The sequence below is a fragment of the Epilithonimonas sp. genome, from assembly GCF_032054305.1.
Classification (GTDB): domain Bacteria; phylum Bacteroidota; class Bacteroidia; order Flavobacteriales; family Weeksellaceae; genus Epilithonimonas.
Genome location: NZ_DAMBSX010000007.1, coordinates 143,776 through 168,663, shown reverse-complemented (window position 1 = coordinate 168,663; position 24,888 = coordinate 143,776). Strand labels below are relative to the sequence as shown.

Below are 24,888 nucleotides of genomic sequence, written 5' to 3'. Positions count from 1 at the left end.
CTATTATCAGGGCACTTAGAAAAACTAACTTAAAAACAAAATTATTATGAATCTATTTCATTTAAGTAAAACTAATAGAGCAGCATTGTTTTTTGCAATGACTCTATTACCATCAGGTCTGGTTTACTCGCAGAGTAAAAGAGATACTGTTACAAAAGAAAAGCAGATTGAGGAGGTTGTTGTTATTGGATATGGAACTCAAAAGAAAGAAGCAGTGACTGGTTCAGTCTCTTCTTTAAGCGGTAATGCCCTTAAAGAAGTGCCATCTGCAAACATTACTGATGCAATGCAAGGTCGTGTTGCGGGTGTTGATATTGGTAGAACCTCTACGAAACCTGGTGCTGTACAACAAATTCGTATTAGAGGAGAAAGATCTTTAACAGGGAGTAATGATCCCCTTATAGTATTGGATGGTATCCCATTTATAGGTTCCTTAGCTGATATTAGTCCCTCGGATATCAAAACTTTAGATATTTTGAAAGATGCCTCAGCTACTGCAATTTATGGGTCTAGAGGAGCCAACGGAGTTATATTGATTTCAACAAATAGAGGAGCTAAAGGGCAAAAAGCTAGGTTTACCTATAACAGTTACAATGGTTTTCAGACCCTTTTTTCAAAATATCCTTTGATGGACGGTCCTCAGTTAGCAAAGCTCCGAAAGGATGCAAATAATTTATATACAAATTCCTTATATGAATCTGATAATGCCAATACAGACTGGCAAGATCAATATTATGGCGTGGGATTGATGATGAATCATGATATTGGAGTAACGGGAGGTAGTGATAGGGGAAATTATAACTTTGGCGTTGCATACTTTCAACAAAATGGAGTGGTTCCTCTACAAAGCTATAAAAGGCTCTCAATAAGAGGGTCGCTTGATCAGGAGGTTGGTAAATATTTAAAAGTTGGATTTTCTACCAATTCTAATTTCTCAATCAACGACTTTAATGGCGTAAGTGGTGCACCAATATTAGGCATCTCACCTTTGCTGAGTCTTTATGATCAAAATGGGATGCCCACTATGAGAACACAGCAAGCTATCGATCAAACTTTTGTTCAAACGAGAAGAACTCTCGAAAGTTATGGTGATGCTTACGCAGATAGAACCAATGCTTTCAGTTCTTATAATAACTTGTATGGTGAATTCAAAATTCCCGGAGTTGAAGGCCTTAAATACAGGTTAAATGTTGGTTTAAATTACAGAAACTCCAATAGCGGAAATTATACAGGAAAAGGGGTGCTAAATTATAATGCTGAAACGTTGTCATCAGCAGGTATTGGAAACTCATTACAAACACAATGGGTTTTAGAAAACTTATTAACCTACGACAAAACATTTGGTAAACACAAAGTTAATTTTGTTGGTTTGTATTCGGCAGAACAGACAAGATTTAATAGTTCTTACATTTCGGCAAGAGATGTGCCAATCGATGCTTTCCAATATTTTAACTTAGGACATGCCCAAGGAGAAGTTATCATTAATCCAGCTAATCAAGGATACTATAAGAGAGGACTAATGTCTTTAATGGGAAGGGTAATGTATCAATATGATAATCGTTATATGTTAACTGCTACAGTCAGGTCAGATGGATCGTCTGTTTTGGCAAAAGGCCATCAATGGCACACTTATCCGGCAGTTTCGGTAGGGTGGAATGTTGCGAATGAAAGTTTTCTTAAAGATTCTAAATTTATTAACCTGTTAAAATTAAGAGCCGGTTATGGACAGACATCAAACCAAGCAGTAGCACCGTACACAACCTTTGGTAGTTTAAGTACCGTTCCTTACAACTTCGGAGATGATAACGTAATAGGTAACTATGTAAATACGGCTCCAAATGCTTCGTTAGGTTGGGAATTTTCCAAAACCTATAATTATGGATTAGATTTTACTTTATTTAATAGAAGAATCAGCGGTACGGTAGAATATTATATTACCAATACAGAAAAATTGTTGCTAGGTAAAACATTGCCACAATCAAGTGGCTTGGGCTCGGTAACTGAAAATGTAGGCGCATCACAGAATAAAGGTTTAGAAATATCTCTTAACGGAATTATTATTAACAATCCTGACGGATTTTCTTGGGAAGTTGGTGGGAACTTGTATGCAAACAGAAATAAAATCACAGCGTTGGCTTCCGGGGCAGATAGAAACGAAGGTAATTTATGGTTTGTAGGTTACAATATCAATGCATTGTTTGATTATCAATATACCGGATTATGGCAACAAGGAGACCCATATCTTAACATCCTAGAACCGCAGGCAGGTGCAGCACCTGGAATGATAAAAGTACTTTATACTGGAGGCTATAATGCAGATGGAACACCAGTAAGAGCAATTGGGCCTGATGATAGACAGATAATTAATACTACTCCAGATTGGATGGGTGGTTTCAATACCAGATTAGCATATAAAAATGTTGATTTAAGCATCGTAGGTGCCTTTCAGAAAGGAGGAGTTCTTATTAGTTCGCTTTATGGTTCGGCAGGTTATCTTAACAGGTTAAATGGTAGAGGTAATAATGTGGATGTAGATTATTGGTCAGAGGAAAATCCAAACGTAAGATACCCTAAACCAGGCGGCCTAATGAGTGGAGATAATCCTAAATATGCTTCAACTCTTGCATTATTTGACGGCTCATTTGTAAAAATAAGAACAATCACATTAGGTTATAATTTTAACAAGGATGTTTTAGATAACTTAGGTATAAGTAATCTTAGATTATATGTTACGGTACAGAATCCGTTTGTCTTTGGTTCTCCATATTATAGACATTCCGGTATGGATCCCGAACCAAATTCTAGAGGAGATGAAAATCAAGCTGTAAATTCTTACAAAAGAAATCAATTGATTATTGGAACCAATAATCCTTCTACAAGAAATTATATGATGGGACTTAATTTAACATTTTAAAAATTTAAATCATGATTAATCTAAATAAAAAATTCATTGCGGCTATCTTTTTAGCATCGTTAACATTCAGTATAGGATGTAATGAGATATTAGATGAACAGCCAAGAGGTATATATACACCAGAAGATTTTACTACAGAAAGAGGTATATCCCAAGGTGTTACCTCGCTATATAGACAAATGAGAACACTATACGGTAATGGATATTGGTTGAATGCTAATATGACAGGTACGGATGAAGCTACATGGGCGCAAAGTGCTGATGGTAATTTTAGGGATCTCGATATGACTGGTGCCGCTGGTAGTATCAATTCTAGCACTTTTCCTACGAGTATGGTTTGGGGTTCAGTTTTTCCTTCGATTAATACAGCTAACGGAATCATCCAGAATGGATCGGGAGCAGGTATTCCAGAATCATTGATTTCTGAAGCAAGATTTTTCCGTTCTTTTTATTATTTTTTATTAGTTCAAACTTATGGTGGTGTGCCGCTTGATTTAGGCTCGGGTGAGTTAGCATTCAATATTGACCCTAAAACTACGTCTGAAAGAAATACTGTAACTGAAGTTTATACTAAAGCTATCTTTCCGGATTTGATTAAAGCAATAGATAATTTGCCTGCCAATGCAAGAGTAAAAGGCGGAGTTACCAAAAATGTAGCACGACTATATCTTTCAAAAGCATATTTAACTTATGCGTGGTGGTTGCAAAATCCGAATAGTATTCCCACATATCCGGAAACCCCAAGAACAGATCCAGATGGTCATAATGCTCAATGGTATTTCCAAAAAGCTTATGATATCGCATTAGAAGGTATTAGTAATCCAGGTAATTATGCTTTACAACCTACTTACTATGATTTGCATAGAGGTTCAAATGATCGTAATAGCGAATGTATGTTATATGCCGATCATACAGAAGCAAGTGAGTATTTTAATGAAGGTGTGATCCAAGCAAGCTACGGTGATGGATGGTCTCCTAACAATTTTGCGGCTTGGATGCTTACTTGGAATTATACAAATATCAGAAGCAGTTCTTCCAGCACCTCTTGGACTTCAGTGAGTCCAGTACAAAGAGCTGCTACCCAAGATTTAGGTCGTCCTTGGACGCGTATGGCTCCAACCATTCAGGTTATTAAGAATACTTTTGCAGATAAAACAAACGATTCCCGTTATGATGTGACTTTTGTAACTACGTACCGTGGAAATTGGAATAAGGAAGGAACGGGACTTACAAATGTAGCAACACTTTATAATGCTAATAGTCTTCCAGTTCATCCAGGAGATGCAATATTGACATTTCTTAATGACGATTCTCAGTTACCTTCTTATGGTTCAGGAGGTGGACAAAGTAATATTGGTGCTGGAACCTTACCTGGAAGAGCAGATTGGGTAGTTGCACCTAACGGAATTAATAGGATTGTTTATCCTGGAATATGGAAAATCGGAACCTACCGTACTGATAATGGTAATGGATTAGGATATCCTAATCCAAGTTTAACACGTCCTTTTGTAGCCGCGAAATTTTCAGAATTTTACTTCTTAGCGGCTGAGGCTGCCGTAAAAGGAGCTTCAGGTTCTTTATCAGCACGAGATTTGATTAATGTAATTCGTGCCAGAGCAGGGAAATGGGTTTGGAGTGTGAACGGAAATATTGCAAAAGTACAAGACAATAGTGCTGCGATGACTGCGGCAACACCCTCTACAATTACATTGGATTATATCTTAGATGAAAGATCCCGAGAATATTTCGGAGAAGGCTATAGATGGTATGATCTTGTAAGAACTCAAACTTGGGGACAAAAAGCTGCATCATATTCAATAGGTGGAGTAAATTATGGGGATCATACTCCGCAAACTGTAAATAGATCTATTCAAAACTACCATTATCTCAGACCTATTCCTAGAGATCAGTTAGATAGAATGGAGGTATCAGCAGAAATTAAAGCAAAATACCAGAATCCTGGTTATAATTAATAATTTTTAAGTTCATATCAATCAAGAACAAAGTAGGTGTAAACTTTACACCTGCTTTGTTTTAAATAAAATTTCTAGAATATTATGGAAAAAACATGGCGCTGGTTTGGGAAGAATGATAAAATAAAATTACAAACACTTCGGCAGATTGGTGTTGAAGGTATTGTTTCTGCATTGCACGATGTTCCTAACGGAGAAATCTGGAGTCTTGAGGCTGTAAATGATTATAAAAACTATATAGAAAGTCACGGACTTCGTTGGTCTGTAGTTGAAAGCCTTGCTGTGAGCGAGTCTATCAAATACGGAGGCGAAAACAGGGACCAACTGATAGAAAATTATATTAAAAGTCTCGAAAATCTCGGTAGAGCAGGCGTTACAACAGTTTGTTACAACTTTATGCCGGTTCTCGATTGGGCTAGAACAGACCTTTTCCACGAATGGGAAGACGGTTCATCATCTTTATATTTTGATAAAGCCAAATTTGCCTATTTTGAGATTCATATTTTGAAAAGAGATGGAGCAGAAAAAGATTATACGCCTGAGATTCTCAAAAAAGTTGAGGAATTAAAAAATACGCTGACGGAAGCTGATAACAATGATTTGATTGATTCTGTTATTGTAAAAACACAGGGCTTCGTCAATGGAAATATCAAAGAAGGCGATTTAAATCCGGTAGAAAAGTTCAATAGTTTATTGGCTTTGTATGACGGAATTGATAAAAATCAACTTCGTGAAAATTTAAAATATTTCCTTGAAAAAATAATGCCGGTTTGCGAAGAATGGAATATCCAGATGTGTGTTCATCCGGACGACCCGCCGTTTGCATTGCTTGGTTTGCCAAGAATCGTAACCAATGAAGATGATATCGACTGGTTCCTGAACGCCGTCGATAATCCGCACAACGGATTAACATTCTGCGCAGGTTCTTTAAGCGCCAATCTTCAGAATGACGTTCCAAAATTAGCTCAGAAATATGCGCACAGAACAAAGTTTGTCCATCTAAGAAGCACCAATGTTTTTAAAAACGGTGATTTTATCGAAGCGCATCACTTAGGCGGAAGAGGAAAATTAATTGACGTTATCAGTGTATTCGAAAAAGAAAATCCCGATTTACCGATGAGAATCGACCACGGAAGATTGTTGACAGAAGACGTTGACAAAGGCTACAATCCTGGTTATTCTTTTTTGGGAAGAATGCTGGCTTTAGGTCAAATCGATGGTGTGATGGCAACGGTACAGTCAGAATTGCAGAAATAATTTTGAAGATTTGAAAGAAATTTAAAAGTAGAAATGAAAGATATGTTTAGCATAAAAGATAAAGTAGCGGTCATCACAGGCGCTTCCGGCGTTTTGGGCGGAAGTCTGGCGAAAAGTTTCATCGAAGCTGGAGCAAAAATTGTTGCGGTCGGCAGAAATCAGGAAACTTTGGATTCCCGTGTGAAAGAACTGACCGATTTAGGAGGCGACGCTTTCGCAGTAGAAGCTAACGTAATGGACATCGAAAGTCTTGAAAATGCATCCAAAAAAATCATTGAGAAATACGGTAAAATAGATATTTTGCTGAACATTGCCGGAGGAAATATTCCCACCGCAACGCTGTCTCCGGAGCAATCTTTTTTCGATATGAATATGAGCGGATGGGATGAGGTAACAAACCTCAATATCAACGGAACCGTTTATCCAAGCTATGTTTTCGGAAAAGTAATGGCAGAGCAGGGTAGTGGAAGCATTGTCAATATTTCATCGATGGCAGCTTATTCTGCGATTACGAGAGTAGCTGGATATTCTGCAGCAAAATCGGCGATTACGAATTTTACCCAATGGTTGGCTTCGGATTTAGCGTTGAAATTCGGAGACAAAATCCGTGTGAATGCAGTGGCTCCAGGATTTTTCATCGGTGACCAGAACCGTGCTATTTTGTTGAATCCAGATGGTTCTTTAACGGACAGAAGCAAGAAAGTCATCGCCAAAACACCGATGCAGAGATTTGGTGAAGTAGAAGAACTGAACGGCGCTGTACAATTTCTTTGCTCCGACGCTGCAAGTTTTATCACGGGTGCGTTATTGCCTATTGATGGTGGTTTCAGCGCATTCAGTGGCGTTTAAATATAAATATTATTTTCTTTATATAGTAAACAGGGCCTTAATGATTTTCTCATAAGTTAAGGTCTTGTTTTTAAAGATTTTTTACAAAATCAAAATCAATTTAAATTTAAAAATGAATCATTCCACAAGCAAAATAGAAGTTTTCGGAAAATCATTTTTGCTGGAATCGGCAAAGGCGGAAAATCTCTATTTTGGTTTTGCGAAAGAGATGCCGATTATCGATTATCACAATCACCTGGAACCTGATGTCATTTCCAATAATCAGAATTTCCTTTCTCCAACGGCAATCTGGCTGGATGGTGACCACTACAAATGGCGTGCAATGCGGAATTTCGGAATTGATGAGCAATTCATTGCCGGAAATGCCTCAGACTTAGAAAAATTTAAAAAATGGGCAGAAGTTGTGCCCAATACGCTTCGGAATCCATTATTTCACTGGACGCATCTCGAGCTCAAAAATCCTTTCGGAATCAAAGAATATCTTTCGCCAAAAAATGCAAAATTCGTTTACAGTCAGATGAATGCTAGTCTGCAGACGACAGAATTTTTGCCACAATCAATCATTAAAAATTTTAAAGTCGAAGCACTTTGCACGACAGACGACCCGGCAGACGATTTGGCTTATCATAAAGCTTTGAAAGACAGTAGTTTTGAAACTTCTGTTTTACCGACTTTCCGTCCTGATGCTTACATCAGCATCATCAATCCAGAACAATATTTATCTGGAATCAAAAAACTTGAAAAAGTTTGTGGAACTGAAATTAATTCAGCTTCCGATTTGTTGAATGCGCTACAATCAAGAATTAATTATTTCGCAGAAAACGGGGCAAAAGTGGCAGACCACGGCTTCGAATATTTTCCAGATACAACCCTTTGGAATCAAAATCTTGAAACCGAACTTTCAGAATTTTTAAAGGGAAACAAACCGACTTTTTCAGACCCTGAAGCATTGTGCGGTTATTTATTAAAAGAACTTTGTAGAATGTACAATAAGAAAGGCTGGGTTCAGCAGTTTCACGTTGGCGCAACCAGAAATAACAATTCTCAAATGCTCGGTAAAATCGGGATTAATGCAGGTTATGATGCCATCAGTGAACAATATTTTGCACAAAGATTAAGTGTTCTTTTGGATGAATTAAATTCTTCCGGACAGCTTACCAAAACAATTATTTACAATCTTAATCCCACTTTTAATGAAGTTTTGGCGACACTTGCCGGCAATTTCAATGAGGGCGGAATTAAGTCCAAAGTACAGTTTGGTGCAGCGTGGTGGTTCTTGGACCAGCTCGACGGAATGAAAAAACAGATGAATACGCTTTCAAACATCGGTGTCATCAGCACTTTTGTAGGAATGCTCACAGATTCCAGAAGTTTGTTATCGTTCTCAAGACACGATTATTTCAGGAGATTGTTGTGCAATATGTTCGGTAGTGAGATGGAAAGAGGATTGCTTCCCAACGACGAAGAATGGGTCGGAAAAATCATTCAGGATATCTGCTATCACAACACCAAAAACTATTTTGAATTTTAAGTAAAATGAATTCCAGTTATAATAAAATATTGTGTTTCGGAGAATTGCTTCTTCATTTTGCACCGGATTCTGACGGAAACTGGCTGAATGAACAGGCTATGAAAATCTTCGTTGGCGGCGCAGAATATAACGTAGCTTCCGCACTTGCGCAATGGCAAAATCCGGTTAAATTACTTTCAGCTTTACCGGAAAATTTTGTCGGAGATCAATTGGAAATTCAGCTTAAAAATAAAGGAATTGAAATTTTGGCGGAAAAAAGCAACGGCAGAATCGGAACTTTTTACCTGTCATCGGACGGCGATTTGCAGAATGCTTCGGTAATCTATGATCGTTTTCCATCGGTTTTTACGCAGTCCGACTTTTCGCAATTTAATTTGGATGTAATTTTTTCTGACATTAAATGGCTTCACATCAGTACAATTACGCCGGCGTTGAGCGAAAATGCTTACCAGAAATGTCTCGATTTGATGAGTGAAGCTGCAAAAAGAAATATCACCGTTTCTTTGGATTTAAATTACCGTTCAGCACTTTGGCAGGGAAGAAATCCATCGGAATTAATCAGAAAAATGATGCCTTTCGTCAATGTGTTGATGGGAAATATCTGGTCAATCCAACAGTTTCTTGAAATCCCGATTGAATATGCGCTGAACGGAAATTTCGATGATGAAAATCTTTTAATGCAAGCCGAAAAATCAGCGTTAGAAATTCAGAAACAATTCCCGAATGTGGAAATGATTGCCAACACCTTCCGTTTTACAAATGGCGAAAAAGTGAATTATTATGCGACTTTGTTCGCTGATGAACTTTTGGTCTCAGAACAATATCAATCCGAGAAAATCGAGGAAAGAGTTGGCAGCGGCGATTCGTTTATGGCGGCATTAATTCACGGAAAAATCAAAGGAAATCCTTCACAACAAATTTTGAATGATGCGACAAAAGTTGCTTTCAGAAAACTATTTGTGAAAGGTGATACCATCGATGAATCTATAAATATCGAAAAATTATGAATCCAATCATACAAAAAATAAAAGACCAGAAAATCGTTCCGTTGTTCTACGACGAATCTTTTGAGGTTTCAAAAAATACAGTAAAAGCCCTTTACGATGGTGGAATTCGTGTCATAGAATATACCAACCGTGGCGCTCAGGCTTTGGAAAATTTTACCAAACTTAAGGAAATTTCATCCACAGAATTTCCCGGACTTTTATTAGGAATCGGAACGGTTAAAAATACCGAAGAAATGGACGATTATGCCAATGCAAAAGCTGATTTCATCATTACACCGGTTATTAGCAGGAAAATCATCAAACATTCGGTAAAGAAAGATGTGCTGCTGATTCCGGGCTGTTTTACGCCGTCGGATGTCAATCTGGCATTTCAGAGTGGACTTAATTTGGTCAAAATATTTCCGGCTGATGCTTTAGGTAAAAATTATATCAAATCCATCCAACCCGTTTTTCCGGGAATGAATTTTATGCCAACAGGCGGCGTGAATGCCAATGTTGAGGATATCAATGAATGGTTCAAAGGCGGAGCAATGGCCGTTGGATTGGGAAGTTCTTTGGTAAAATCAGATTTGAAAGAGCAAGAGCTTACAGACAAAGTGAGAAATTTATTACAACAACTTAATCAAAATTAATGCAGGCTCCTAAAAACCGCAATATCAGATGGTTTATGCTGTCTCTGGTCTTTCTGGCAACGACCATAAATTATCTCGACCGTCAGGTAATGGGCTTGCTGAAACCTGTTCTGGAAAAGGAATTCAGCTGGGACGAGAAGGATTACAGCTACATTGTGATGGCTTTTACGACGACTTATGCTATCGGTTATCTCGCAATGGGGCGATTCATAGATAGAGTAGGAACTAAAATTGGTTATGCTGTTTCTTTGATAGTCTGGAGTTTAGCATCTATCGGGCACGGTTTTGTGAAAAGTACGGTCGGATTTTTAATCGCAAGAAGTACTTTAGGAATTAGTGAAGCAGGAAATTTCCCCGCAGCTATAAAATCTGTCGCCGAATGGTTTCCGAAAAAAGAAAGAGCTTTAGCAACCGGGATTTTTAACTCGGGTGCAACAGTTGGAGCCATTTTGGCACCGCTTCTGGTTCCTTTTATTTTGGGACATTACGGCTGGCGAGAAACTTTTGTCTGGATTGGCGCATTGGGATTATTGTGGATTGTTTTGTGGTGGAGATTTTACAATATCCCGGAAAAAACTAAAAATTTAAGTCAGGAAGAACTTCAATATATCAAAAGCGACCAAGTTGGACAGACAGAAGAGCAATCCAAAGTTCCGCTTTCGGAATTATTAAAATATAAGGTAACCTGGGCTTTTGCAATCGGGAAAATCCTTACCGACCCGATTTGGTATTTTTTTATGTTCTGGCTTCCTGCTTATTTTGCAGACGTTTTTAAAATGGATTTAACCAAACCTTCAATTCCGTTGATTATCATTTACAGCGGAACCACGATTGGTAGTATTGGTGGCGGTTATCTGTCTTCATTATTAATTAAAAAAGGCTGGACCATCGGAAGAGCGAGAAGTTTTACAATGTTACTGTTCGCCTTGATGGTCGTTCCGGTAATGTTTTCAAAATATGTTGAGAATATGTGGATGATTACTATTATCATTGCTTTGGCAACCGCTGCGCATCAGGGGTGGGGAGCAAATCTGATGACAACAGTTGGCGACAAATTACCTAATAATTATGTGAGTTCGGTCATAGGTTTTGGCGGAATGCTCGGTTCTGCTGCCGGAATTCTTTTTCCACTTTTTATCGGGATTGTTTTGGATACGTTTAAAAAAGTGGGAAATATCAACGGCGGCTACAATATCATATTTTTCATTGCCGGCGTTTCTTACGTTGCTGCGTGGGGAATTATTTGGCTGATTAATAGAAATGCAACCGTAAATGCTGTCTCAGAAAAGAAAATTTAAAAAAATGAACGTCAAGTTTTCCATATTAACCTTCTGTTTTTTCCTAAGCGGATTTTCCTTGGCTCAAAAAGGCGGGAAAAACAAACTTTGGTATGACAAACCCGCCAAACAATGGGTAGAAGCGTTGCCGGTTGGAAACGGAAGGTTGGCATCGATGGTTTTTGGCGACCCATCCCAGGAAAAAATTCAGCTGAATGAAGCGACTTTCTGGTCAGGCGGACCTTCCAGAAACGATAATCCGGATGGCCCGAAAGTTTTAGATTCTATCCGATATTATTTATTCAATGGTAATTATAAAAGAGCGCAAATCTTTGCTGATAAAGGTTTAACCGCCAAAACACTTCACGGTTCAGCATTTCAGAATATCGGTGATTTGATTCTGGATTTTAAAAATAATAATGATGTTAAAAATTATTACAGAGAATTAGACATTGAAAAAGCAGTCACAACAACGACTTTCACCGCCAACGGAATTAATTTCAAAAGAGAAGTTTTCGCTTCCATTCCGGATAATGTGATTGTGATTAAACTAAGTTCAGACAAAAAAAATGCACTGAGTTTCTTCGCCAATTTCAACAGCGAACTCAAAAAAAACAGCAAAGCCATTGATTCAAAAACTTTGCAAATGAACGGATTGTCTTCAACTTTAGATGGCGTTCAAGGTCAGGTTAAATTCAATGCCATCGCAAAAATTATCAACAAAGGTGGCAAAACAGAAGTTTCAGAAAACGGGATTTCGGTAAGCAATGCCGATGAAGTCACGATTCTGATTTCCATTGCAACCAATTTTACAGATTACAAAACTTTAAATACAGACGAAGTTTCAAAAAGCAAAAAATACATCGAAGCATCAGAACATAAAAGTTTCAATACGTTACTGAAAAATCATCTGGCTTCGTATCAAAAGTATTTCAAAAGAGTGGATTTGGATTTAGGAACTTCCGAAGCTTCAAAAAATCCAACCAATGTTCGGATTAAAAATTTTGCAACCAGTTACGACCCGGAATTGATTTCGTTATATTACCAGTTTGGTCGCTATCTTCTGATTTCGTCTTCGCAACCTGGTGGTCAGCCGGCGAATCTTCAGGGAATCTGGAACAATTCCAACAAACCCGCGTGGGACAGCAAATATACTATCAACATCAACACGGAAATGAATTACTGGCCAGCGGAAAAAACCAACCTTTCCGGGATGCACGAACCGCTGATTCAGATGGTAAAAGACCTAAGCGAATCCGGAAAAGAAACGGCAAAAGTAATGTACAACAGTCGTGGCTGGGTTGCCCATCACAACACCGATATCTGGAGAATCACAGGCGTAGTCGATTTTGCTAACGCAGGAATGTGGCCAATGGGTGGCGCTTGGCTGTCTCAGCATGTTTGGGAAAAATATCTTTATAGTGGCGATAAAAATTATTTAAAATCCATTTATCCGATTCTGAAATCTGCCACTCAGTTTTATGAAAATTTTTTAATTGAAGAACCAACGCACCAATGGCTGATTGTAAGTCCGTCAATGTCGCCCGAGAATATTCCGGACGGACATCAGGGAAGTGCTTTATCAAGCGGAACAACGATGGATAATCAACTGATGTTTGACTTGTTTACCAAAACAAAGAAAGCAGCCGAAATTCTTAATGCAGATTTAGATAAAATACAAGTTTGGAACAAAATTATCTCCAAATTACCGCCGATGAAAATCGGAAAATACGGACAGTTGCAGGAATGGGCAGAAGATTTGGACAACCCGAAAGACAATCACAGACACGTTTCGCATCTCTACGGATTGTTTCCGTCCAGCCAAATCAATCCTTTTACAACGCCCGAATTGCTGGACGCTTCAAAAACCGTTTTACTGCACCGTGGCGACGTTTCCACAGGCTGGAGTATGGGTTGGAAAGTGAATCTTTGGGCCAAATTATTAGACGGAAATCACGCCAACAAATTAATCAAAGACCAGTTGACTTTGGTGGAAAAAGACGGTTGGGGCAATAAAGGCGGAACGTATCCCAATCTTTTTGATGCACATCCGCCGTTTCAGATTGACGGCAATTTTGGCTGTACTTCTGGGATTACAGAGATGCTTTTGCAGACTCAAAACGGTTTCATCGACATTCTTCCCGCACTTCCCGATGAATGGAAAAACGGAAAAATATTAGGTCTGAAAACCTACGGCGATTTTGAAGTCAGCATTGTTTGGGAAAATAATAAAGCCAAGGAAATTACCGTAAAATCGAATTTAGGCGGAAACTGCAGAATCAGAATTCCCAACGAAATGGAATTAGCAGGAAAAACAAAACTCAGAAAAGCAGAAGGTGAAAACCCGAATCCTTTTTTTGAAACGCCTGAAATTAAAAAGCCAATGATTTCCAGTGAAGCCAAATTAAATCCTGTTGAAATAAAAGAATCTGTGATGTATGATTTCCCAACAGAAGCAGGAAAAACTTATATTTTAAAAATGAAATAAAAAATAATTTGGGCAGCTTAATCCGCCCTCCGTTCCCGCTTTTTTGCCTCTGCGAAGCGGAGGCAAAAAGAGCTCCACTCAGGTCGGGCTGCGAGAGATTCAACGGATAATTATATAGAAAGATTTAAAGATGCTAGTAACAAGAAAAATAATAAAATTCCGTAGGAGTGACCTGTTAATAGAAAAAAGTTAATTGCAATTAAAAGCCTCGTAGAGGCGACCTGTAAAATAAATAACTCGAAAGGTTCATCAATAATAACAAAAAATTAAATTATATATGAAAAAGATAACAATGAATCCCAGTTTCCTAAAAAACAAAACCAGCATTTTTGCTACACTGGCACTACTTTCTGTAACCAGCCTTTCAGCGCAGACTTTCACCGATTTCCAATACAAAGGAAACGACAAAATATACACTGACAATCCGCTAAAATCAGACGAATTCTATTCTCCGATTCTTCAGGGCTGTTATCCCGACCCCAGCATCACCAAAAAAGGCGAAGATTATTACTTGGTTAATTCTTCTTTCTCAATGTTTCCGGGCGTTCCGATTTTTACCTCTAAAGATTTGGTGAATTGGAAGCAGGTTGGTCACGTCCTCGACAGACCTTCACAACTTAAAGTGGAAAAAGGCGGAGTTTCTCACGGAATTTACGCACCGGACATCAAATACAACAAATTCAACGACACATTTTATATGATTACCACGCAGATTGCGGGCGGAGTCGGAAATATGGTCGTGAAAACCAAAGACCCCGCAAAAGGCTGGAGCGAAGTACAAAAATTAAATTTCGACGGAATCGACCCTGCGATTTTCTTTGATGATGACGGAAAAGCGTACATTGTGCATAACGACGCTCCACCAAAAGGAACAGAGCAATATCAGGGTCACCGCGTCATCAAAATGTGGGATTACGATCTGGAAAAAGACCAGGTTGTCGCAGGTTCAGACAGAATTATCGTCAACGGTGGAGTTGACCTTTCTCAAAAACCCATCTGGATTGAAGGTCCACATTTGTACAAATACAAAGGAAAATATTACCTGATGTGTGCTGAAGGTGGAACTGGAGGCAATCACAGCGAAGTTATTTTTATGTCAGATTCTCCGAAAGGACCATTTGTTCCCGCAAAAAATAACCCGATTCTGACGCAGAGATATTTTCCGAAAGACAGAGAGGACAAAGTGGACTGGGCAGGTCACGCAGATTTGGTGGAAGGTCCGAACGGACAATGGTACGGCGTATTTTTAGCCATTCGTCCCAACGAGAAAGGACGTGTAAATCACGGTAGAGAAACCTTCATTCTTCCTGTTGACTGGAGCGGAACATATCCTGTTTTCCAGAATGGTTTGGTTCCGATGAAACCAAAATTGAAAATGCCGGAAGGCGTTCAAAATCAAACCGGACAAAACGGATTTTTCCCTAACGGAAACTTTACGTTCAATGATAAATTAACCGATAAAAATCTCGATTTCCGTTGGATTGCAATGCGTGGACCTCGTGAAAACTTCATCACGGCTACGAAAACTGGTGTGAAAGTGAATCCGATGGGAACGAATATCAAAGCCTTGGCTCCGGTTTCATCATTGTTCCACAGATTACAGCACGAAGATTTTGAAACTTCCGTAACCTTAGATTACAAACCAAAATCTGAAAAAGAATTGGCCGGAATCACGCTCTACCAAAGCGAAACATTCAATTACGTTTTCGGTATTACGAAGAAAGACAAAGATTTCTACATCGTTTTGGAAAGAACTGAAAAAGGAAGTTCAAAACTGATTGCCAGCGAGAAAATTGCATTAGGTAAAACCATTAAATTCCAAGCTGTTGGCGAGAAAGATAACATCAGTTTTAATTATTCTTTAGATGGTAAAAACTTCAAAAATCTGGGTGGACCGGTTTCTGGAGATATTCTTTCAACGGATGTTGCAGGCGGTTTCACAGGAAGTTTAATCGGTCTGTACAGCACGTCTTCAAACGATATTATGCCTAACTAATTTTTTAAACCTTCAAGGTTTGTTTAATAACATCAAAATTCAAAACCGTGAAAATTAATCAACCATTCTACATAGTTTCTCTTTTCGGATTTATCGGGCTGAATCTCCTTTCAGCTCAGGTAAATCCTGTCAAAAAACCTCAGACAACAGAATTCAGAAACCCGATTATTTGGGCAGATGCACCGGATTTATCGGTCACCAGAAACGGCGACGATTTTTACCTGATAAGCACCACAATGCATCTTATGCCAGGCGCTCCGGTGATGCATTCCAGAGATTTGGTCCATTGGGAAATGTCAAGTTATGTTTTTGATACGTTAAATGATAATTCTAAATATGATTTGATTGACGGAAGCGTTTACGGACGTGGACAATGGGCCTCTTCCATCCGTTTTCATAAAGGAAAATATTACGTTCTGTTTTCCCCGAATGATGAGCCTTTCAAATCCTATTTTTATGTTACCGACAATCCTGAAAAAGGCAATTGGAAGCTTATCACGAGAACCAGGCATTTTCACGATGCATCTTTGCTTTTCGATGATGATGATAGAGTTTACGTTTTTACTTCCAACAAAATTTTTGAGCTGAGCCCGGATTTTAAAACCATTATCGGAAATCAGGATGGAACGGAAGTTTTTCAGAAAGATGAATCGGAAACCGGACTTTTGGAAGGTAACCAAATCATTAAAAAAGACGGAAAATATTATATGATGATGATTTCCTGGCCGAGAGGCGGAAAACGTCGTCAGGAAGTGTACAGAGCTGATAAAGTAACCGGGCCTTACGAGAAAAAGGTCATTCTTGAAGACAATTTTCTTGGATTTTCCTACGCCGGACAAGGTGCTTTGATTGACGATAAAAATGGTAATTGGTATTCACTGATTTTCCAGGATAGAAATGGAGTAGGGAGGGTTCCTATCTTGCTCCCTGTGAAATGGGAAAATGACTGGCCAATTTTGGGTGACAACGGAAAAGTTCCTTTGAAAGGTGAAGTTCCATTAGCTCCATTTAAACCAAAAAATCATTTGGTAGAAAGTGACGAATTTTCTGACAAAAAGATGAAAATCCAATGGCAATGGAATCATAATCCTGTCAATTCAGCTTGGTCTTTATCCGACAGGAAAGGCTTTTTAAGGTTAAAAACGAATAGAGTCGTCGATAATCTATACCTGGCTCCGAATACGTTGACCCAAAGAATGGAAGGTCCTAAATCCAGCGGCATAGTGGCTTTGGATGTAAAGGGTATGAAAGATGGCGATGTTGCAGGTTTCAGTGCTTTCAACGGTGATTCCGGGATTTTATCTGTAGTAATGGAAGACGGTAAAAAGTTTGTCGTTTTTTCAACAAATGAAGTGAGTTTAGATAATAAAACTAAGGCGGTAACTGGTGTTAAGAAAGAAGAAAAGAAAAGAATTCCTCTGAATTCCGACAAAGTTTATTTTAAAATTGATGCCGATTTCAACCTTGGAAAAGATTTGGCCAATTTTTATTACAGCACAAACCAAAAGAACTGGACCGAAATAGCGAAAGATTACAAAATGATTTTCGATTACCGAAGATTTTTTATGGGTTCCAAATTTGCAATTTTCAATTATGCAACGAAAAATCTGGGAGGCTTTGTAGATGTAGATTTTTTCAGAGTAAATAAAAGTTCGGAATAATTAGAGTTGAATAATTTGGGCAGCTTTATCCGCCCTCCGTTCCCGCTTTTTTGTTCCGCTTCGCTCCACAAAAAGAGCTCCACTCAGGTCGGGCTGCGAGAGATTCGCTGTTTAGAAAGAATGAAAATTATTGCTTCGTAGGAGCAAACTGTTAGTAGCAAAACATTGAACCACAAAATCAAAGCCTCGTAGGGCGACCTGTTAATCAAAACAGTTGACAATAAAATTAAAAAAACAAATCCACTTGCAGGAATAATTTTTTTATCTAAATTAATAAGTGTAAAAAATACAAATAAAAATAATGAACAAATCCATCATATTATCAGTAAGTTCCGTATTATCCGGAATATTTGTTTCGGCACAAACTCTTGATAAACAAGCTCCACAAGGTTTCGATGTTGAAAATCCAACGATTTCCCACGGAAAAATTGATACAATTCAATATGCTTCAAAAACGGTCGGAACAACAAGAAAAGCTCTGGTTTACACACCGCCGGGATTCAAAAAAGGGGAAAAATATCCTGTTCTTTATCTTCTTCATGGCATTGGTGGTGACGAAAAAGAATGGTTCAACCAGGGAAAACCGAATGTTATCCTGGATAATCTCTACGCACAGGGAAAACCGCAACCGATGATTGTCGTTTTGCCTAACGGTCGTGCAATGAAGGATGACCGAGCAACAGGAAATATTATGGCTAAGGACAAAGTGGAAGCCTTCGCAACCTTTGAAAAAGATTTGTTGAACGACCTGATTCCATTCGTAGAAAAAAAATATCCTGTCAAGAAAGACCGTGAAAGCCGGGCTTTAGCCGGTTTGTCGATGGGGGGCGGACAAACACAGAATTTTGCTTTCGGCAATATCGATAAATTTGCATGGCTGGGCGCATTTTCTTCGGCTCCCAACACGAAAGAACCGAGCAAACTTTTGCCCAATCCACAAGATGCATTGAAGCTGAAGCTGATTTTTATTTCCTGCGGCGATGCCGATGGATTGATGCCTTTCAGCAAAAGAACTAGCGATTATCTGAAAAAAAATAAAATTCCGCATATTTTCTACATCGAACCGGGCGGTCACGATTTTAAGGTCTGGAAGAATGATTTGTACATCTTTTCGCAACTTTTATTTAAGCCTGTTGATAAAACTAAATTTGATGGATTTACCGTTTTGGGAACGCCTGCAGCTACCAATATCAGGAATGCGCAGTATCCTCAAATCCTTCCCGACGGAAAAGTGATGTTCAAGGTGAAAGCTCCTGATGCTCAAAAAGTTCAGATCGATTTAGGAAAAAAATATGACCTGAAAAAAGATGCTGAAGGTTTCTGGAGTGGAACGACTGATCCTCAAAGCGGAAGTTTCCATTATTATTCGTTACTGATTGACGGTGTTGCTGTTGCAGATCCTTCAAGCCAGATATTTTACGGAATGGGAAGATACGCAAGCGGAATAGATGTTCCTTTCGACGGCGATGATTTTTATGCTTTAAAAGATGTTCCGCATGGTGATGTGAGAATCAAAAATTTCTATTCTAAAGTGACCAATTCTTGGCGAAGAGTTTTCATTTACACGCCGCCAGGCTACGACCAAAATTCTTCTGAATCATTTCCAGCTTTATACATTCTTCACGGTGGTGGCGAGGACGAAAGTGGTTGGGCAAATCAGGGTAAAACCAATCTGATTTTGGATAACCTGATTGCGAAAGGAAAAGCCAAAAAAATGGTCATCGTTATGCCTGATGCCAACATCGGGCAAAGCGGACTCCGAAATTTTGGCGAGCGCAATCTTCAGATGTTTGAAAAAGAACTGAAAGAATCCATCATTCCGTTTGCCGAATCCAATTACAGAATTAAAAAAGGCAAAGAAAATCGTGCATTGGCCGGACTTTCAATGGGCGGAATCTATACACTGTATACAGGAATTCAGAATTCTGATATGTTTTCCAATCTGGGTGTTTTCAGTTCAGGATATATGCTACCGATGCTCCAGGACGTTGCCGACAAACAGTACAAATTTTTAAATGAAAATAAATCTGCATTTTCATCCAACATCAAAAATTTCTGGGTTTCAATGGGCGGAAAAGACGATATCGCTTATGAAAACGGCCAGAAAATGTTGAAAGAATTAGACAAAATCGGAATTAAATATTCTTACAGAGATTATCCTGGCGGTCACAGTTGGCCGGTTTGGAGAGACAGTCTGTATCAGTTTGCGCAGGAACTTTTTAAATAAGAAAATTTAAACCGAACAGACTGTAAATATTCTAATCCAAAATCGTATACCAATGAATTTCAACAGAATAAAAATCAAAGCACTTATTATCACGGTCGTTATTGTATCGGGAAATATCACGGCGCAATCTTATCAGAAGACAGATTCAGGATTGAAATTTTCAGCTGATAATATGACTATTGAAGTGAAATTGTATGGAGAAAATACAGTTAGGATTATCAAATATCCAATTGGAAAATCATTTGAAAAAAACAGTCTGTCGGTCATCAAAAAAGAACAGAAAACTAAATTTTCAGTTTCAGAAAACAATCATATTATTTCATTAAAAACAAACGATTTAAATATTTTAATTGATGCTAAAAATGGAACAATTACATACAAATCGCCTTCAGGAAAAGAACTTTTGAAGGAAACCGGAAGCGATTTCCAACCTTTTAATGATGCAGGAAATCAAACCTATTCTGTGTCTCAATCATTTCAACTGGAAAAAGAAGAACCCATCTATGGTTTAGGAATTTTACAAAACGGAAAAATGTCTCAGCGGAATACGGATGTAAAAATGATTCAGAATAACACGTGGGATTTTGTGCCGTTTTTTCAGTCTGTGAAAGGATATGGCATTTTTTGGGATAACTATTCGCCGACACAATTTACCGATAAACCGGACAAAACATCATTTTCTTCGGAAGTTGGGGAAGGTGTGGATTATTATTTTATCTACGGTAAAAATGCGGATGGCGTAGTTGCCGGAATGCGAAATCTGACAGGAAATGTGCCGATGATTCCTTTATGGACTTATGGTTACTGGCAGAGCAAAGAGCGTTACAAAAGTCAAGATGAGCTTTTGGATGTCGTTAAAAAATACCGTGATTTAAAAGTTCCTTTAGACGGAATTATCCAGGATTGGCAGTATTGGGGAAATAATTATCAATGGAATGCGATGGATTTCATCAGCCCTGATTTTCCCGATGCCAGAAAAATGATACAGGATATTCACGATATGAATGCGCATCTTTCAGTTTCTATCTGGTCGTCTTTCGGACCGATGACGAATCCGTACCGTGAAATGGACAAAAAAGGAATGCTTTTCAATTTCAAAACCTGGCCGGAATCAGGTCGCGACGTCTGGCCTCCGGATATGAATTACCCTTCAGGAGTCCGCGTTTATGATGCTTATAATCCCGAAGCCAGAAATATTTACTGGAAATATCTGAACAAAGGCGTTTTCAGTCTTGGCGTCGATACTTGGTGGATGGATTCTTCGGAACCCGACCATCTGAGCCAAAAACCCGAAGATTTAGATACCAAAACGCATCTTGGTTCATTCCGAAAAGTGAGAAATGCGTATCCGCTGATGACCGTTGGCGGAGTTTATGACCATCAACGTGAAACAACCAGTGATAAAAGGGCTTTCATTTTGACAAGGTCGGCTTTTGCAGGACAGCAAAGATATGCAGCCAACACTTGGTCGGGCGATGTCAACTCTTCCTGGGAGTCGTTACGCAATCAGGTTCCGGCAGGTTTAAATTTCAGCCTGACAGGGAATCCGAATTTCAACTCTGATATCGGCGGTTTCTTTGCCGGTGTTTATAAAAGAAATGGAGGTGCCAACAATCCGATGTTTCAGGAATTGTATGTTCGCTGGTTGCAATACGGAACTTTTACGCCAATGATGCGTTCGCACGGAACCGATGTGCCAAGGGAAATCTATCAGTTTGGAAAAAAAGGAGATGTAGTCTATGATATAATAGAGAAATTCATCAACCTTCGTTACAGTATGTTGCCTTACATTTATTCCGTTTCCTGGGATGTTTCTAAAAATAATTCCAGTTTTTTGAGGGCACTTTCGATGGATTTTTCATCAGACAAAAAAACTTGGGACATTAATAATGAATATCTTTTTGGAAAATCATTCTTAGTGGCACCGATTCTTAATCCTCAATATACGCCTGAAAAAATCGTAAAAACTGATGAAAATGAAGGCTGGAATAAAACCGATGCCAGCAAAAAAGAAAATTCACTTTCCAATATAGATTTCACTCAAAATAAAAACGTAAAAGTTTACCTTCCGGCAGGTTCAGACTGGTTTGATTTCTGGACGAATGAAAAATACAAAGGAGGTCAGGAAATTGAAAAATCCATTAATCTTCAAAGTATTCCGCTCTATGTGAAAGCGGGAAGTATCATTCCGTTTGGTCCTGATGTACAATACGCTACCGAGAAAAAATGGGATAATCTTACCATAAAAATCTATCCGGGAACGGATGCAGACTTTGTCTTATATGAAGATGAATTTGATAATTATAATTATGAAAAAGGCAATTACACAGAAATCCCTTTTCATTGGAATGAAAAATCAAAAACCTTGACGATAGACTCCCGAAAAGGAAATTTTAAAGGGATGATTGATAAACGAAATTTCAATCTGATTCTTCCGGATGGTCAAGAGAAATCGGTGAGTTATTCCGGGAAAAAAGTGAATGTAGATTTTAAATGATAAACCTTATTCATGAAAAAGCGTCACAAAAATAAAAAACTATTCATCTTGTTTCTGTTTTTTGCAGCAAGAACTTTTGCCCAGCAAACCTCAGGAATCACGGAAAATATCATTTCAGATGATAAAGGTTTCCCTATTGTTTCAAAAGAGGGGAAAGTTGCCGGTTTATTTTATGACCCATCAGAAAATATTGCCGTTATTCGTGCTGCAAAAGATTTACAGACCGACATTCAGAAAGTGACTGGAAAGCTACCGAATTTGGAAACAACAGAGACTTTCGCCGAATTTGAAATCATTATCGGAACGGTTGGGACCAATAAGAAGATTGACCAATTAATTTCCTCAAAAAAAATCAATGCTAAAGATTTGAAAGGAAAATGGGAAAGTTTTGTAATAACAACCATAGAAAATTCAAATTCTAAAAAACAACTCATCATCGCAGGAAGTGACAGACGGGGAACAATTTATGGAATTTACGAAATCTCAAAACAGCTTGGTGTTTCGCCTTGGCATTGGTGGAATGATGTTCCCGTTCAGAAACGTTCTTCAGCGTACGTCATTCCGGGATATTTTGCTTCGGGCGAACCAAAAGTAAAATATCGTGGAATTTTTATCAATGATGAAGAACCTGCTTTCGGAACCTGGGCAAGAACGAAATTCGGAGGTATCAACAGCAAAATGTATGCGAATATGTTTGAGCTTCTGTTGCGTCTCAGAGCCAATTATCTTTGGCCGGCAATGTGGGGAAAAGCCTTTAACGAAGACGATACGCTCAACCCAAAAGTTGCCGATGAATATGGAATCGTAATGGGAACTTCACACCACGAACCAATGATGCGAGCTCAAAAAGAATGGGGAAATCACCGTAAGGAATATGGAAACGGAGAATGGAATTATCACACTAATAAAGAAGCACTCCTGAAATTCTGGGAAGATGGATTCAGTCGTAATAAAAATTATGATAATCTTGTAACAATGGGAATGCGTGGTGACGGCGACGAACCGATGAGCGATTTGGGAAGTGCTGAAGCCAATTTCAAACAGTTGGAACAGATAATGAATGACCAAAGAAAAGTCATTGAAAAAGTAACGGGAAAACCTGCAAAGAGAACTCCTCAGCTTTGGGCTTTGTACAGTGAAGTTTTGGAATATTACGACCAGGGGATGAAAGTTCCGGACGATGTCATTATTTTGCTTTGCGATGATAATTGGGGGAATGTGCGACGACTTCCTGAACTGAATTCCAAAAAGCATCCGGGCGGTTACGGAATGTATTACCACGTCGATTTGCACGGTGCGCCTAGAGCCTATCAATGGCTGAATATGACGCAGATTCCGCATATGTGGGAACAGTTGCAGCTGACGTACAGTTACGGTGTTGATAAAATATGGATTTTGAATGTCGGGGATTTAAAACCCAACGAATATCCAATGGATTTCTTCCTGAATATGGCGTGGAATCCCACTTCTTTTACACAGGACAATCTTGAAAATTATTCGGTGAAATTTGCAGAAGAACATTTTGGAAAGACCAATGCGAAAGAAATTGCAGAAATTATTAATCTTTACTGTAAATACAATTCAAGAGTTTCGGCAGAAATGCTGAATGATAAAACCTACAATCTTCAAAGCGGCGAATTTTTGCAGGTAAGAGATGCATATTTAGCTTTGGAAACAAGAGCTTTGAGACAATTTATCAATTTAGATGAGGTTTATAAGGACACCTATAAACAGATTGTTTTGCATCCCGTTCGTGCGATGGCGAATCTTTACGATATGTATTATGCCGTTGCAATGAATCATAAACTGGCAGCAGAAAAAGATTTAAAAGCCAATGATTGGGCAGATTATGCCGATGAATGTTTTGCGAGAGATGCAGAATATACTAAAGATTACAACCTGAATATTTCTGGTGGGAAATGGAACTATATGATGGACCAGACGCACATTGGCTACAAATCATGGAACGAACCGAAAGAGGGAAATATCAAGCCAACCGTTTACATAATCACGAAAGAAGAAGCAAAAACAGGTAGTTATATTTTTGAAGAAAAGAATGGTGTCGTTGCAATGGAAGCCGAACATTTTTTTGAGACTAAAGCTTCAGCAAATACAAAATGGATGGTCATTCCTGATTTGGGAAGAACGCTTTCTGGTATTGCATTGATGCCTTATACGGAAAAAACTATTGGTTCAACGATAAGTTATCAATTTAATCTAAAAAATAAACCTTCCGAGATAAAAGTTCATTTCATTTTTGATTCCACGCTTCCGTTTAAAAAAGGCGGACACAGTGTAAAAGCTTATCTCGATAAAAATAATGCAAAAACCATCGGCCTCAATCAGGATTTGACCTGGGCAAATAATTACACCAAAATGTATCCTGCCGCAGCAGCAAGAATCGTGGAAAAAGTTGAAACATTTGTTGTTCCGGCAAATCAGAACGGCAATTTTACTTTGACAATAGAACCTCTTGACCCAGGAATTGTACTGCACAAAATCATCATTGACAACGGTGGTTATGAAGAAACGTATTTGAAAATGGATGAAAGTCCTTATAAAAGATAAATATTTCAAAA

The 24,888-nt window shown here is 38.5% G+C and carries 14 protein-coding genes; all 14 read left to right on the top strand.

Going from position 1 to position 24,888, the window contains the following annotated elements; all coding sequences use genetic code 11:
* Positions 1 to 46 precede the first annotated feature (46 nt).
* The 14 genes from RTX21_RS16040 (at position 47) to RTX21_RS15975 (ending at position 24,877) form a co-directional block, all read left to right on the top strand.
* Positions 47 to 2,914 carry a SusC/RagA family TonB-linked outer membrane protein gene (locus tag RTX21_RS16040; protein ID WP_312769215.1) on the top strand — a complete coding sequence of 956 codons (2,868 nt, stop codon included), beginning with the start codon at positions 47 to 49 and terminating at the stop codon, positions 2,912 to 2,914.
* A gap of 11 nt (positions 2,915 to 2,925) precedes the next feature.
* On the top strand, positions 2,926 to 4,887 hold the full coding sequence (locus RTX21_RS16035; protein WP_312769213.1) for a RagB/SusD family nutrient uptake outer membrane protein: 1,962 nt from the start codon (positions 2,926 to 2,928) through the stop codon (positions 4,885 to 4,887).
* Between the two features lie 84 nt (positions 4,888 to 4,971).
* Positions 4,972 to 6,144: a mannonate dehydratase gene (gene uxuA / locus RTX21_RS16030; RefSeq protein WP_312769211.1), complete on the top strand. Its 1,173-nt coding sequence runs from the start codon at positions 4,972 to 4,974 to the stop codon at positions 6,142 to 6,144.
* A gap of 33 nt (positions 6,145 to 6,177) precedes the next feature.
* Complete coding sequence (locus RTX21_RS16025; RefSeq protein WP_312769209.1) at positions 6,178 to 6,993, top strand: SDR family oxidoreductase; 816 nt, start codon at positions 6,178 to 6,180, stop codon at positions 6,991 to 6,993.
* 112 nt (positions 6,994 to 7,105) lie between these two features.
* Complete coding sequence (gene uxaC, locus RTX21_RS16020) at positions 7,106 to 8,524, top strand: glucuronate isomerase (RefSeq protein WP_312769206.1); 1,419 nt, start codon at positions 7,106 to 7,108, stop codon at positions 8,522 to 8,524.
* Between the two features lie 5 nt (positions 8,525 to 8,529).
* Entirely contained in the window at positions 8,530 to 9,531 is a 1,002-nt protein-coding gene (locus RTX21_RS16015; RefSeq protein WP_312769203.1) for a sugar kinase, read from the top strand.
* On the top strand, positions 9,528 to 10,163 hold the full coding sequence (locus RTX21_RS16010; protein ID WP_312769201.1) for a bifunctional 4-hydroxy-2-oxoglutarate aldolase/2-dehydro-3-deoxy-phosphogluconate aldolase: 636 nt from the start codon (positions 9,528 to 9,530) through the stop codon (positions 10,161 to 10,163). Before RTX21_RS16015 ends, RTX21_RS16010 begins: the two co-directional genes overlap by 4 nt.
* Positions 10,163 to 11,461: an MFS transporter gene (locus RTX21_RS16005; RefSeq protein ID WP_312769199.1), complete on the top strand. Its 1,299-nt coding sequence runs from the start codon at positions 10,163 to 10,165 to the stop codon at positions 11,459 to 11,461. The genes RTX21_RS16010 and RTX21_RS16005 overlap by 1 nt, the downstream gene beginning before the upstream one ends.
* A gap of 4 nt (positions 11,462 to 11,465) precedes the next feature.
* On the top strand, positions 11,466 to 13,928 hold the full coding sequence (locus tag RTX21_RS16000) for a glycoside hydrolase family 95 protein (protein ID WP_312769197.1): 2,463 nt from the start codon (positions 11,466 to 11,468) through the stop codon (positions 13,926 to 13,928).
* Positions 13,929 to 14,205: 277 nt separating this feature from the next.
* Positions 14,206 to 15,924, top strand: a complete 1,719-nt coding sequence (locus RTX21_RS15995; RefSeq protein ID WP_312769195.1) for a glycoside hydrolase family 43 protein — start codon at positions 14,206 to 14,208, stop codon at positions 15,922 to 15,924.
* 47 nt (positions 15,925 to 15,971) lie between these two features.
* On the top strand, positions 15,972 to 17,585 hold the full coding sequence (locus RTX21_RS15990; RefSeq protein ID WP_312769193.1) for a glycoside hydrolase 43 family protein: 1,614 nt from the start codon (positions 15,972 to 15,974) through the stop codon (positions 17,583 to 17,585).
* Between the two features lie 301 nt (positions 17,586 to 17,886).
* The gene (locus tag RTX21_RS15985) at positions 17,887 to 19,812 is read left to right on the top strand and encodes an alpha/beta hydrolase-fold protein (protein WP_312769192.1); all 1,926 of its coding nucleotides are present in this window, start codon (positions 17,887 to 17,889) and stop codon (positions 19,810 to 19,812) included.
* A gap of 52 nt (positions 19,813 to 19,864) precedes the next feature.
* Positions 19,865 to 22,309 carry a TIM-barrel domain-containing protein gene (locus RTX21_RS15980; RefSeq protein ID WP_312769190.1) on the top strand — a complete coding sequence of 815 codons (2,445 nt, stop codon included), beginning with the start codon at positions 19,865 to 19,867 and terminating at the stop codon, positions 22,307 to 22,309.
* Between the two features lie 12 nt (positions 22,310 to 22,321).
* Positions 22,322 to 24,877 carry a glycosyl hydrolase 115 family protein gene (locus RTX21_RS15975; RefSeq protein ID WP_312769188.1) on the top strand — a complete coding sequence of 852 codons (2,556 nt, stop codon included), beginning with the start codon at positions 22,322 to 22,324 and terminating at the stop codon, positions 24,875 to 24,877.
* Positions 24,878 to 24,888 lie beyond the last annotated feature (11 nt).